Here is a 14,126-nt window from a genome sequence, read left to right on the forward strand (position 1 = left end):
CCTAATCTTCCATGCTCCTGTCCCGCTTGAAGAACTTCAGCCAGTCGGCCACGTCGGCCTTCTGGGGTTTTTCATCGGACTGGGACAAACCGGCCAATATTTTTTCCGCTTTTTGGGCGAAAGCGGACGAGCCCATTGTCTCCACATTCCGCCTTTTGGCGAAGCTGGACACCTGGTTGTCGGAGCTGATCACCAGCAGCCGGCCTTTGTCACTGCAGGTCTGGACCCTTTTCCGGATGTCATCGTCGGCCGTTTTGGGGAAGGCCGAATAGGCCGTCTTTATTCCCTGGACCGTCTGCTGTCTGGGCTGGGATGATTCTTTTGGCCCGTCAAAGACCACCAGTACTTCCTGGCCGGTGGCTTTCTTGTAGCGCCTCAGCAAGTCCAGCAGGCGCTCCCGGCCTTTCTGCTGGTTCTGTATCAGGATCGGCCGCACTTCTTTCCAGGCGAAAGCCAGGTTGTATCCGTCGATTATCAATGATCGCGGCATGATGAAAAGATCAGATCAGGATCACTTGTTCTGCCCGGTCTGCAGCAGTTTGTTCAGGTCCTTGTGCTGTTCCAGCAGTTCCACCGCCTTCTGCACCTGGGCGTCTCCCTCCAGCAGGAACGCGGTCATAGCCTTGTCGCCGTAAAGCTTGGAAAGCAGCTCCCGCTTGATGCCCTTTTTGATGTAGGCTTCGCTTTCCTTGAAATCCTGTTCTGTGTACTCGAACTTTTCATCGGCCAAAAGTTTTTTGAACTCGGCCAGCATGGGAGCGTCCACTTCCAGGGTCTGAGGAAGATCCTTGCGGGTGACCGTATATTTGACCGCAAACTTGAAGAACAGCGTTTTGCGCTCCAGGTTGCTCTCCAGTTTCTTTAAAAGGGGCAGGTCCACCTTGACGTCGGGGATGATGCCGCCGCCGCCGTAGACCGTGCGCTTAAGCCCGCCCAGGGTGGTGAACTTCTCCTTGGGAGCGGTGGAATCCTCCTCCAGGCTGTCCAGCTCGCCCGACTGCCAGGCGCTGTTGTCCCGGTGGATGCAGCGCCCCGAAGGGGTGTAGTATTTGGCGGTGGTCAGTTTATATGCAATGGAATCGTTCAATTCGACAATGTTCTGAACAGATCCCTTACCAAAGCTTGTTTGGCCTAATATCAAAGCACGGTCCCAGTCTTGCAATGCGCCGGCCACGATCTCGGAGGCTGAGGCCGAGCCTTGGTTGATCAGCACCACCATCGATCCTTTTTTAGGTCCGTATAATGGTTGTCCCAAATTGTCATAATTTTGTTTATATGCATTATAGGTCATGTTTGACCTTGGCATTCGCCCTTTGGTAAATACTACAAGAGAACTATCTTTTAGAAAATCACTTGAAACATCAACTGCCTCGTTTAATTGCCCCCCAGGATTACCTCGAAGGTCTAATATCAACTGTTTCATTCCTTGATTCTCTAAGTCCTTGATAGCAGTAGCCAAATCATCACCGGTTTTCTTAGACATAAAATTAGCCAGCCAAATATAACCGGTTTTATTCTTAATCAAACCATAATACGGAATACTCTTAATTTCTATAAGCTCTCTGGTTATTTCAAAATCCATTGGCTGATCCACACCTTCGCGCTGGATTGCGATAGTAACTTTAGTCCCTGGTCTTCCCCGTAACTTGCTAATAGCCCCGTCAGTGGTAATCCCACGCGTGGATATATTATCAATTTTAACTATTCTGTCTCCAGCCTGAATACCTAATCGAGATGCAGGTGTTCCAGCCATGGGGGCAATAACTGTTAGCCAACTATCCCGAATGTCTATTTGGATACCCAGCCCACCAAAAGATCCTTCTGTACTTACTTTCAAATCATTAAAAGCTTTAGGATTTAAAAAGTTTGAATGGGGATCTAGACTCTCTAACATCCCCTTTATAGCACCGTATATCAATTTCTGAGGGTCTGGAGTTACCACGTAGTTTGAATAAATTTTATAGTATGCTTCCCGGAACATTGCTAAGCTACGCACGACATCGTCGGTCAACTGACTTTGGGCATACAGGGCGAACATTCCCCCGGCCACCATGCTGAACACGGCAATGCCGGCGATCAGCGTAAAAAGCTTGCGCTTGGTGATCATGATCTTATTCCCTTCCTCCATATTTTTGGAGTCCTTTTTGAACTTGACTTTTGGATTGAATAACCATTTTCACAGAGAGCCTCAAAGCGTGCCCTGAGCTGCCAGGATGAGCCGATGGGCTGAGTTTATCGAAGCCCAGCCGAAGGGGGCACAAAGGGATAATTGCTAATATTATTCACTCTGTTGGCTTTGTGTCTTAGTGTGATAGAAATCCAGGGCCCTGCCTAAAAGTTAAAAAGACAAACTGTACTGTTTTAACTGGATTACTTTAAACGATTGTGCACCAGCTGCCGGACCGCTGCCTGGATCACGTCCGGGGGGAAGCTCCCGTCCAGAACCTTTACCCTGTCCGGGTCGGCCTTGGCTATGGCCAAAAATCCCCGCCGGACCTTTTGGTGGAATGCCTTCTGCTGCCGCTCCATCCTGTCCAGTGCCCGTTTTCTTTTGGAGGCCCGGGCAAATCCCTGTTCCACCGGCAGGTCAAAGACCAGGGTCAGCCTGGGCCAGCACCCGCCCACCGCTATCTGGTTCAGCCGGCTGATCATCTCCAGGTCCATTCCCCGTCCGTAGCCCTGGTAGGCGGTGGAGGAATCGGCAAAGCGGTCGCAGATCACGATCCGTCCCGCCTTCAGCGCCGGGATTATCACCTGGGCCAGGTGCTGGGCCCGCGAGGCTTCCAGCAGCAGCAGTTCGGCCAGCGGGGACATGTGGTGGTTCCTGGAATCCAGCAGGACCTTGCGGATTTTCTCGGCGATAGGCGTCCCGCCCGGCTCCCGGGTGACTATGACCTGATGCCCCCGGCTCTTCAGCCACTTGGCCAGAAGCATGGCCTGGGTGGTCTTGCCGCAACCCTCGATTCCCTCAAAGCTGACAAACAAACCCTTGGAATTCTGAATTCTGAATTCGGAATTCTGAATTCGGCGAGACATGATTATTTCCGTCCCAGTCTCTTGATGTATTCTTCCACGTTCCGCTGGGCCTGATCGTCAGGCACCTGCACCATGGGCGACTTCATGAAGTAGCTGGAAGGCTCCAGCATCGTCCCGGAGAGTTTGTGGTCCATGGCCAGCTTGGCGCAGCGCACCGCGTCTATCACCACCCCGGCCGAGTTGGGCGAATCCCAGACCTCCAATTTCATCTCCAGGCTCAGCGGCACGTCCCCGAAGGTCTGGCCCTCCATCTTGATGTGGCAGTACTTACGGTCTAAAAGCCAGGGCACGTAATCGGAAGGGCCGACGTGGATGTCATCGGCCGGCATCTTGTAATCCAGCATGGAGGTGACGGCGTTGGTCTTGGAGATCTTTTTGGACTCCAGCCGCTCCCGCTCCAGCATATTCAAAAAGTCGGTGTTGCCGCCGAAGTTCAGCTGGTAGGTCTTCAACAGCTTGACCCCGCGGTCCATGAACAGGCGGGTCAGAACCCGGTGGGTGATGGTGGCCCCCACCTGGGATTTGATGTCGTCGCCGATGCAGGGCACTCCGGCCTTCTTGAAACGGTTGGACCAGTACTGTTCGCGGGCGATGAAGACCGGGATGCAGTTGACAAAGGCGCACTTGGCCTCCAGTATCTGTTCCACGTACCACTTGGTGGCCTCTTCCGAACCCACCGGCAGGTAGCTTACCACCACGTCGGTCTTGGTGTCCTGCAGCAGCTTGACGATGTCCACCGTGGAGCCCGGGGCCTTCTGGATGATCTGGGAAAGATATTTGCCCAGGCCGTCGTGCAGCATGCCGCGCTGGACGGTGATCCCGCTTTTTGGCACCTGGCAGAATTTGAGGGTATTGTTGGGCTTGGTATAGATGGCCGTCGCCAGGTCCTTGCCCACTTTGTTTTTGTCGATGTCGATGGCGGCCGAGAATTCAATGTCCGAAATGTGGTAGCCGCCCAGGTTGACGTGCATCAGTCCGGGAACCTTGTCGCCTGGCTTGGCGTTCCGGTAATAATGAACTCCCTGCACGAAAGAGGAGGCGCAGTTGCCCACACCGATGATAGCTACCCGAACCTTGCGCGAGCCGGCTTTTTTAATGGCTGGCTTGATTGTTTTCCTGGCAATGCTCTTTCCCATGTGGTCCTTTCTGAAAAACTGATATTTAATATTATTTGCTTAATTATTTACGAAGGAATCGTCTGCCCCTTGGTCCTGTTCCGGACATGCAGTATCCGCTGGATGGCCGTAACATTGGTGAAGACCGCCAGGATCCAAAGGGCCCCGGTGAATATCCAGTGTTTGTCAAATACCCCGGTAAAAAACGTGCCGGTCAGGATCACCGCTATCCTCTCCGGTCGCTCCATGATGCCCACCTTGCAGTCCTCGCCCAGCCCCTCGGCCCGGGCCCGGGTGTAGCTGACCATCAGCGAGCCCACCAGGGCCAGGTCTGTCAACAGGGCCTGAAGCCACATGGCTTTGGTGGAATAGAAGTAGGAAAGCCCTATGAAAATGACTAACTCGGAATAGCGGTCCAGCACCGAGTCGTAGAACATCCCGAACTTGGTGGCGTTGCCCGAGCGCCGGGCCAGCGAGCCGTCGATGGCGTCACAGATAGCCGACAGCAGGCCCACCAGGCCGCCCCAGAAAAAATGGTCGGAGGCGAACAGCGCCCCGGCCCCCAGACCGAATACGAAACCGGCCGTGGTCAGCCAGTTGGCTTTGACCTTGGCCTTGACAAAGAAATTGATGAACGGTTTGAACAGATTGACAAAACCCTTATTGAGCCATTCGGGAAACATTATTCATCCTACCTTTCCGGCAATTACAATTACATATTCTCCCCGGGGCTTTTTGATCTGATACTTTTGGGCCAGCTCGGCTATGTCGCCCCGTTCAAATTCCTCAAACATTTTGGTGAGTTCCCGGCCCAATACCGCCTGGCGCGGAGCAAAGGCGGCGGCCAGATCGGTTAAAGTTTTGGAGATCCGGTGCGGCGACTCGTACATTACCACTGTGCCGGACTCTTCCTTCAACTGTTCCAGCAGCTTGGCCCGCTTGCCGGATTTTATGGGCAGGAATCCTATGAACAGGAACCGGCTGGGGTCCAGCCCCGAACAGACCAAAGCAGATATCAGCGCGGTGGCGCCGGGAATGGGCACTATCCTGATCCCGGCGTTTACCGCCTGAGCCACCAGGCTCACCGCCGGATCGCTGATCCCCGGGGTTCCGGCGTCGGTTACCAGGGCCACCTGATGGCCGGCTAAAAGCTTTTCCACCAGCTCCGGCGATCTTTGTTCCTGGTTGTGGGAATAAAAAGAGCACAACGGTTTTTTGATGTCGTAATGTTTCAGCAATTGACCGGTATGCCTGGTATCCTCGGCCGCTATCAGGTCGACTTCCTTGAGCACCCTCAGCGCTCTGAGAGTGATGTCGTCCAGATTGCCGATGGGAGTAGCCACTAGATACAAAATGCCCGGCATTTTACAACCGTTCAAACGTTTCAAACATTTCAAACGTTTGAAACATCGGTTAAAGCAGATCCTTTAGTTTGGAGTGACGCCCGAAACTGGAGGCTTTTAAGGCGAACCGGTAATCCTTGATGGCCAGCTGCACCACTCCGTCCAGCCGCTTGCCCAGCACCACTCTAAAGGAGTCAACGAAATTGTCTATCCACTCGGCAAAGGCTTTGCCCAGTTCCTCTGGGCTGGCCACTATCTTGCCGTTTTCCTTGGCTTCGCCGTCGGCAGTATCAAAGTCGTTTAGGAACGGATAATGCACCGTGGCCGACTCCTTGGACGAGGTCAGGGTCTTGCCGACCACGGTGGGCCCGGCGATCATCTTGAGCTCGCTCACTATCTTGTTCAGGGCGTTCAGGAACAGGGTCACCTGGGCCTGGCTGGCCTGCTCGGCCATGATGGGGATCTTGTCGAAGGCGTCAACCACTATGGCCCCCGGGCCGGTGGCCGCCTGTTTCAGGGCGGCTTTGATCACCTCCATTCCCAGGCTCTCCACCTTCCAGGTGAAATAACCGGAACAGGGAGCGCCCTCCTTAAAGCGGAGATAGGACATGTCAAAGCCCCGCCGTATCTCCAGAAAGCCGTCAAACTTGACCCCCACCAGTTTCTCAAAAACCTTCTCGGTGTCCACTGTGGCCAGATCCAGGTTCTTGAAGGCCGGCTTGACGCTGAAGGTGGCCATGATCATGTCCACCAGTTCTTCCGGTGTCTCGTAGATGGAGACGGTCCCGGTGGTGGAGGACTTGGCCTTGTCTATCACCTCGGCCACCGACATCTGCTTCCGCTCGGAGCGGTTGAAATGCCCGGCGTTGACCGGCTCTCCCTTCTTCAGGTACAGGAACTCCACCGCATCGGGGTAGACGATCTCCAGGTATCCCGAGATCTTGCTGGCCCGTTCTTTTTTGTTGTCGGCCAAAACGTTGTCCAGATGCACAAATTCCAGTTTGGCATTCTGCAGCACCGCGCGGCCCTTGGGAAATCTCATAGTCGGTTAAGAACTTTATTTTCTATTTTTTTGATGGCAGAAGGATTACACATTTTTAGCGAAGAAACATATATTCTTCGGTTTGTCAGGCATGATGCCCAACTCAGAATGACATATTGAAAAGTCTCTGTGTCTCTGAGCCACTTCGATAAACTCCGTGCAACGCTCGGTGGCAGAGGATTACATCTCTTTTAACTTTTCTATGAGCGTAGCGAACTTCCAGAACTCCTCCAGGTCGCCCATAGAAGCTATCTTGATCCCGTCGGCCGAAAACTCCATCAGGCCTTGTTTCTGCATCTTGTCCAGGATCTCGGCTGCCTTGGCTTTGCCCACTCCCACCTGACTGGCAAAGCCGTCGGGAGTGTAACTGCCCTTGATGATGACACCGGAACCGTCGGGAGCGCCCTTCTCCCGGCCCAGGTTCAGCAGCGAGGCCGCGATGCGGCAGACATCGTCCTTCTGCAGCAGTATCTTAACCTGTTCGTTGGTTTCCCGCAGGCGCTTCACCAGGCTGTTGATCAGGTATTCCACCATCGGGTTTTCCTGGATCTGCCCCTTGAAGGCCGAGCGGTCCAGTATCAAAAGGGAAACATCGGCCAAAGCTGTGGCGGTGGCCGAGCGCGGGGCGTCGTCAACTATGGCCATCTCGCCCAGGAACGAACCCTCGGACAGGGTGGCCAGCACTTTTTTGGCCCCTCCGGCCGAGTTGGATATCTCAACTTTACCCGAGCGGATCAGGTACATTTCCTCGCCCCGTTCACCCTCGCGGAAAAGAATCTCCCCCGCTTTCAATACTTTTTCAAAAGCGCCTTCGGCTTCCGGCATTTTCTGCCCCCTTTATATATGGTTTAACATAGTATGATATCATAAGTTATGCGCTTATGTCAACAGCAATTTATGAAGTTGTAGTTCAAGATCATGAGCATTGCCGTAATGCGAAAAAGGTATTTATTTTTAAGATTTTTAACAGATTTTCTCAGCGATTGCATCAAAAAAGGAGGAGAGCAAGCTCTCCCCCTTTTGAAACCGGGCCTGGATTATTTGATCACCAGCATTCTCTTGGTGGCCTTGTAACTGCCGGCCTCCAGCCGGTACAAATAGACACCGCTGGGCAGGCTTTGGACATTCCAGTTTATGGTGTGGGTGCCTGGGATCTGAACTCCCTGGCCAAAGCTTTTGACCAGCTGTCCGGCAATGTTGTAAACGCTTAATTTTGCCGGCAATGGTTGAGATAACTGATAGCGGAATTCCGCCCTGTTTTTAACAGGGTTGGGGTAAACATTGGACAAGGAGAACGGCTTGGCTTTGGACTGGTCATCCGGCTTACCCATTACCCCGGTCCAGCCGGCGCTGGAGGTCAGTGCGCCCCAGGTTACGGGTGAGATGGAATCGCAGCCATAGGGCCAGGCGCCATATACATCGCCAGCCGCCATCACCGCAAACCCGATGGTATCCTGTTGGCCGATATTGATGTTTAAATTGGCTATCGGCACGGCAAACTGGGTAATCAAATCGGTCTTATCCGAAAGGCCTAAAACCCAGCTCGATAAGGCAGCCGGCTCCCAAACCGTAGTGTTGCCGTAAAATTCATAAGGGCTGGCGGTAAGAAAATCTCCCATTAGCCTGAAATCATAATCCATCAAAACCGCATCCTTGTTATATTTCAGGTCCAGCAATAGGGAATGGTCTTTTATGCCAATGGTCTCGAAGTCCGGGGTTATCACCATAACATACAGGGTGTCGCCGTTATACTTGACCCAGAAACTGTCGGCCGCCGGTGCCTTGGCGGACTTGCCGGGGAAGTTGAACGCCGCCTGATAGGCGTCCATCCATTGAGTTGAATCCAAAGAGCCGTCAAAAACCGGGGCTGTTCCGCAGGGAACATCTATGATGGTCATGGGCGTCTCCCATTTGTTGGACGAGGTCAACACTCCCCAGGTTACCGGCCTTACGGAATCCATCAGGGTCGGCCAGCGGCCCATCCGGGTATCGCTGTCGGCCAGCAAAGCGAAGCCTATTGAGTCATTTTCGCCCTTGGTGATACCCAATTTATTTAAGGAAACTGAAAACTGGGTGACAAAACAAACGTTTTTGGAATACTGGCAATCCCATTCCGCGACCTTATCCTTTTCCCAAAAACCGCTGCCCCCATTGTATTCTGTAAACTCCACAGTTGTATCGGCCATCAACCGGTAATCATCTCCCAACAGACCGCTGCTGCGGTCCAGCTTGGTGTCAAAGATCAAGGAATGCCGGGCGATCTCCTGGGGTTCGTAGTCCGGGGTCACCCATATAAAGTAGAGGCTGTCGTTGTTATATTTCACGAAAAAAGTATCGATGGCGCTGTATTTGGTCTTGGTTTCCAGCCGGAAGGTGTCCATATAGGCATCCGCCCACTGGGTGGTGTCAAAAGTCCCGGTAAATGCCGGAACTGTTCCATAAGGCACGTCTATCACTGGTATTGCGGGCGTTACCCAATTGCCGGATGATGTCAATATTCCCCAGGTGGCAGGTTGAATGGAATCCGAGCCATCCGGCCATCTACCCATCCGGGTGTCGCTGTCAGCCAATAAGGCAAAGCCGATGGTATCATTGGCGCCAGGAACAATTCCTATCTTGCTGAAAGGCACGGCAAATTGAGTCACGAAGCATACATTTTTGGAATACTGACAATCCCATCCGTCAACTTTCTCCTCTTCCCACAGGCTGGTATTCCCGCTGAACTCTTTGAATTCAACCACGGTATCTGCCATCAAACGGCGGTCATCTCCCCAAAGAACTGCACCCCCGTCAAAGCTTGTGTCAAAAAGCAAGGAATGCCGGGCAATCTCCTGCGGTTCGTAATCCGGGGTCACCCAGATCAAATAAAGTGTATCGCTATTATATTTGACAAAGAAAGTATCTATGGCACTGTATTTTGTCTTGGTTTCCAGCATAAAAGTATCCATGTAAGCATCCTTCCATTGGGTAGTATCGAATGACCCAGAGAAAACTGGACTGGTACCGTACGGAACATCAATGGTTGGAGCCGCCGCAAAAGATGTTGACAGCACGAACAGCAGGTTTCCCACGATTAAGATTGCCAACTTTAGCTTCATGTTGATTTTCCTCCCTTTTTAATTATTATTTTTCTCATCTTGGTGATATTCATTGATGAGAGATTACAGTGCCATAAATTACTGTCTCCAATCAGTTCTGGCGAATGAACCTTCACCACTTTGTTGCCCCGGTCTAAAATGAACACCTGAAAAGGGATTTCCGCCGGAGAATTGAAGATCAAGCCGCCCGGCTCCAGCATTACACTTTTCACAAATTGAGGCAGATAGGCCTTTATTTCACCGGCCCCTTTGGCGGAAACCTGTGTTTTTTTTATTTTCCTCCCTTTTCCGGATATATCCAAACAGCCTCCCCAAAGCCCCTTGATGCGGACCACCTCATGATCGTTTTCCGGCAGGGAAGAAATGCGTATGATTTTAATCTGTTTCATATGTTGGCAATAAATATAAGAAAAAAGCGCCCTTTGTTATGCTGATTTTAACAAAGGGCGCTTACAAACCGCTTACAAAAAATGCCGTTACTGCCTATCCTTGGCATTCCCGATATAAGGCAACTGTCTCGGGGCTTATTTCCAGGCCCAGATCTCTGCGCAACGCCGTCCGGCATTGTTGATATTGCTTGGATACCAGGTCTTTCCGCCCTTTCATGGAATAGGACGAAATCAATATGCGATGGGCCTCCTCCAGACAGCGCTCCCGGATAACTGCCATTTCCGAATACTTTATCGCAGCATCCAACTGGCCTTGTTTGAGATGCAACCTGGCAAGCGAAAGCAATACCTGAAAATATAATTGGCGAAGCTGTTCTCTCGGACCTTCCATCTCCACAAGTTTGATGTCCGGCAGAAAATCGCCCCGGTATAAATCAACCGCCTGACGGTAATATTCCAGGGCCGCCGGATGCTGGCCGGTGATCTCAGCTTGCTTCCCCTTGCGGACATCCGAAATGAAATGCCTGAAATCCAGGTCTATATTTTCTATATTTATCCTGTATCTTCCATCCCTGAATTCGATATACTTTGAATGTTTTCCATCCTTGATGCCGGGCTCGAAGAGCCTGCGAAGTTCAGCCACGGCCACCTGCAAATTTATAGATGCCGTAGCCAGGCTTTTTTTAGGCCAGAGCATCAGGCTCAATACTTCGGACGGCACGAACTGCTCCAAATCCTCCTGGGAGTTTTCCTCGGCCGATATGTGCTTCGACAATAAAATTCCCAGTACCTGCCTTGAAGCAGCCCTTTTCCATCGTTCAATCAAATGTCCGTCTATTGATGCATTGAGAGATCCTAAAGTCGAGACCTCGGGCCGGCGGCAGGATGGTGGCCCTTCTGAAATGGTCTTGATCGGATCGAATTTTTGTGAGAGTTTATCTATGTATTTTGAGGTGCCTTTTGCTTTTAAATAGGCCGGGATCAGATGCCAAAAGCTGTCGGGATATTGGCCTTGAAAAAAGAAATCGTATTCGTATTTTTGGCATATTTTCAGACCTTGTGATAACGTCCGTACAAATGGTTCTGTCTTTTTTTGCAATAGGTAAATATCCGCCAGATTGAGCAAAGCCAGGGAATGTTTATACTCCATCCTCATTTCAGCATATACTGCCAATGATTTGACGGCATAATATCTGGATCTGGCATATTCCTTTGAAGCAATACAAACCTTGGAAATATTGTACTGGGCTAAGGCCGTGTCAAGCGGTCTCTCTTTTGACGTGGCATCAAGTGCTTCCATGGCATATTTCCTGGAAAGTGCTGGGTTGTTTTGCATCCGGTGCAAAGAACTCAAAGCTATCAGACAGGTAAAGTGGTAGGATGCTTCATCGGAACTGTCGGTATTCTCCAGGGCGAATTTAAGCGTCTTTTCTGCCTCGGCAAACCTTCCCTGGTACATTTGAACTTCTCCCAAGTGAACCCTGGCCGGTCCCAGGGCCATACCGAGGCCGAGTTTTTGAATTTCTGGAATCACCATAGTCAAAAGGACCTCGGCCTTTTCCAGTTCAAACATCTCCAGGTAAAGCGAAGAAAGATTCACCGCGGCCAGGCAATAACTGCGGCGGTTGTCGGAATCCCGGTAAAAGCGCAGGACCTCTTCCTTATCCTTCCGGGCTTTCTCTAAATACCCCAATGTTTTGGTGATAGCTGAAACATTGGCCAATGTGCGAATCTGTCCTTCCTTGTCGCCGGCCCGTATATAGATTTCCATCACTCGGCCATAGACTTTGGAGGCCTTTTTATAATCCAGCAGTCTCCAATAGCTCCCGGCCATGGCCGCCAGCAATCCGGCCCGGCCCCGGTAATCGTTTTTGTCGAGGTATTTAAGACCCAAGCCACATGCCTGAATAGCCTTTTGATTCTGCCCCATGTCCTGATAAATATAGGAAAGATACCGGTAGGCGGCGGAAAGAGAGGAACTGTCCCGGCTCTTTTTCAAAACGGGAATGGCCGTGGCAAGACATCGCAATGCCGCCTTGAGCTCTCCGCTTTGGTAATCTGCGTTGGCCGCAAGCAGAATAAGTTTAGGGTGGCTATAGAACTGATCCTTTGGGATCTTATCCAGTATAGTCCTTAGCTCCGGAAGCCTCCCCGGCTGCAGCAAGTCCCGGCTGTATTCGATCAGCAGGCTGCTGCCAAGAATATAATCCTTGCGGGATAGAGCCTGCTCTATGAGAACGACCGGATCGGGTTGTTTTTTAGACATGGTTTGTTTTAACAAGCATTTGATCAAACCGTTGGAAAATGTATCCCGCGCCAAGCCTGATCAATAAAACCGGAGGGATAACTGTTTACAATAGCTTTTTCCCTATCACCTTGGCCAGGTCTTCGATCTTCACCCGCTCCTGCTTCATGGTATCCCGGTCTCTGAGCGTTACAGTGTCGTCCTCCAGCGACTGGAAGTCCACGGTCAGGCAGAATGGAGTGCCCACTTCATCCTGGCGGCGGTAGAGCTTGCCGATTCCGGCGGTGTCGTCGTAGACCGCCCGGAAATAAGGGGTCAGGTCGTTCTTGATCTTTTTGCCCAGCTCCACGATCCGCGGCTCGTTCTTTTTCAGGGGCAGGACGGCCACCTTGATTGGCGCCAGTCTGGGGTGCAGCCGAAGCACCGCCCTGGTGTGCTCGTCACCCAGCTTGCCGGCGATCAACCTGACCTTCTTCACCAGGTCCAGTTTGTCGGCTCCAGGCAGGGAGCAGGCGGCATCTATCTGAAGCAGTTTGCCAGGAATATCTTCCTTGGCCGACAGCAAGGCTTTTTCCATGGCCGCCAGCTGCTGTCCGTTGGGGATCTCGTCTCCCGGGCGCTTGGCCGCCTCAGCTATCCGCTTTTGGATGTTCTTCAACGCTGCATCCATGGCCTCTGATAATGGCTTGACTGCGGCCTCATCGGGACGGGAGAGCTGCTCCTCCTCGTAGGCTTCGCACAAGAAGGCCAAAGTGGCCCGGTCTGCTCCGGCCGATGGTTCTATGACATAGGGGATGTACTTGGCGCCTTTCTTGCCGGTGGCGGGATCGATCCAGGCCTCGTCAAAGTATTCCAGTTTCTCGGTGGAATGCTCGTTCCGGTTGAGTTTCAAGCGGGCCAGGTCTGTTTCCGGAACGTTGTTGCTGTGGGCCGTCAGGTCGTAATCCTGGCGGTTGGCCACGCCTTCCAGCTCGCTCCAGCCCAAAGATCCGGGGAAAAGGTATTCCAGGTCCACACAGGCCCTGGCATAGTGGGCCAGCTCCTCTTTGGCCTGGGGGCGCTTCTTTAATCGTTCCGGGCTCAGGCCCAGGCTTAGATACCAGTTATAGCGGGCCTCCACCCACTCCTGATGCAGCTGGTCGTCGGTTTTCTCGCCGGGCTGCAGGTATTGGGGCGGCTTGCAGAAATACTCGATCTCCATCTGCTCGAACTCCCGGGTGCGGAAGGTAAAATTCCCGGGCGTGATCTCGTTGCGGAACGATTTTCCGATCTGGGCGATGCCGAAGGGCAGTTTGCGCCGCATGGATTGTAGGACGTTCAGGAAATTGGTGAAAATGCCCTGGGCGGTCTCGGGGCGGAGATAGGCCAGGCCGGACTCGTCCTGGACCGGGCCCACGTAGGTCTGGAACATCCCGTTGAAGTTGCGGGGCTCGGTCAGCTCTCCGCCGCACTCGGGACAATTGTCTCCTTTGAGGTGGTCGGCCCGGAAGCGCTTACGGCATTTCTTGCAGTCCACCAGCGGGTCCACAAAGGTCTTCTCATGGCCGGAATACTGCCAGACCAGGCGGTTCATGATGATGGCCGCGTCCAGCCCCTCCATATCCTCCCGGTCATAGACCACGCTCTGCCACCAGGCCTTCTTGACGTTGTTCTTCAGCTCCACCCCCAGCGGGCCGTAATCCCAGGTGGAACCCAGGCCGCCGTATATCTCGGAGGACTGGAATATGAATCCCCGCCGTTTGCACAGGGATACTATTTTTTCAAAGGCGTTTTCAGGTCTGGCCACGTTAACTCCTCGCAATAGGTTTTTTAATATTTTCTGATTTTTAATTATACCCCTTTAGGCCGGATAAAATCA

At 52.4% G+C, this 14,126-nt stretch carries 12 protein-coding genes; all 12 read right to left on the minus strand.

Annotated elements, in window-relative coordinates; genetic code table 11:
- Position 1: 1 nt before the first annotated feature.
- Positions 2–490: an NYN domain-containing protein gene (locus HZA73_11425; GenBank protein ID MBI5806631.1), complete on the minus strand. Its 489-nt coding sequence runs from the start codon at positions 488–490 to the stop codon at positions 2–4.
- A 21-nt stretch (positions 491–511) separates the two neighbouring features.
- Complete coding sequence (locus HZA73_11430) at positions 512–2,107, minus strand: S41 family peptidase (protein MBI5806632.1); 1,596 nt, start codon at positions 2,105–2,107, stop codon at positions 512–514.
- Between the two features lie 263 nt (positions 2,108–2,370).
- Positions 2,371–3,036, minus strand: a complete 666-nt coding sequence (locus HZA73_11435) for a dTMP kinase (protein MBI5806633.1) — start codon at positions 3,034–3,036, stop codon at positions 2,371–2,373.
- A 2-nt stretch (positions 3,037–3,038) separates the two neighbouring features.
- Positions 3,039–4,172 (minus strand): inositol-3-phosphate synthase, encoded by a 1,134-nt coding sequence (locus HZA73_11440; GenBank protein MBI5806634.1) that lies wholly within the window; start codon positions 4,170–4,172, stop codon positions 3,039–3,041.
- Positions 4,173–4,219: 47 nt separating this feature from the next.
- Complete coding sequence (locus HZA73_11445) at positions 4,220–4,834, minus strand: CDP-alcohol phosphatidyltransferase family protein (GenBank protein ID MBI5806635.1); 615 nt, start codon at positions 4,832–4,834, stop codon at positions 4,220–4,222.
- A 3-nt stretch (positions 4,835–4,837) separates the two neighbouring features.
- On the minus strand, positions 4,838–5,515 hold the full coding sequence (gene rsmI, locus HZA73_11450; protein MBI5806636.1) for a 16S rRNA (cytidine(1402)-2'-O)-methyltransferase: 678 nt from the start codon (positions 5,513–5,515) through the stop codon (positions 4,838–4,840).
- Positions 5,516–5,564: 49 nt separating this feature from the next.
- Positions 5,565–6,536 (minus strand): hypothetical protein, encoded by a 972-nt coding sequence (locus HZA73_11455; protein ID MBI5806637.1) that lies wholly within the window; start codon positions 6,534–6,536, stop codon positions 5,565–5,567.
- A gap of 180 nt (positions 6,537–6,716) precedes the next feature.
- Complete coding sequence (locus HZA73_11460; GenBank protein ID MBI5806638.1) at positions 6,717–7,361, minus strand: Crp/Fnr family transcriptional regulator; 645 nt, start codon at positions 7,359–7,361, stop codon at positions 6,717–6,719.
- Between the two features lie 212 nt (positions 7,362–7,573).
- A complete protein-coding gene (locus HZA73_11465; protein ID MBI5806639.1) occupies positions 7,574–9,634 on the minus strand; it encodes a T9SS type A sorting domain-containing protein in 2,061 nt (686 codons plus the stop codon).
- Positions 9,631–10,023 (minus strand): hypothetical protein, encoded by a 393-nt coding sequence (locus HZA73_11470; GenBank protein MBI5806640.1) that lies wholly within the window; start codon positions 10,021–10,023, stop codon positions 9,631–9,633. The genes HZA73_11465 and HZA73_11470 overlap by 4 nt, the downstream gene beginning before the upstream one ends.
- 94 nt (positions 10,024–10,117) lie before the next feature.
- Positions 10,118–12,289 (minus strand): hypothetical protein, encoded by a 2,172-nt coding sequence (locus HZA73_11475; GenBank protein MBI5806641.1) that lies wholly within the window; start codon positions 12,287–12,289, stop codon positions 10,118–10,120.
- An 85-nt stretch (positions 12,290–12,374) separates the two neighbouring features.
- On the minus strand, positions 12,375–14,054 hold the full coding sequence (gene glyS / locus HZA73_11480; GenBank protein ID MBI5806642.1) for a glycine--tRNA ligase: 1,680 nt from the start codon (positions 14,052–14,054) through the stop codon (positions 12,375–12,377).
- Positions 14,055–14,126 lie beyond the last annotated feature (72 nt).

The sequence above is a fragment of the candidate division TA06 bacterium genome (assembly GCA_016235665.1).
In the GTDB taxonomy this organism is placed as follows: Bacteria; Edwardsbacteria; AC1; order AC1; family EtOH8; genus UBA5202.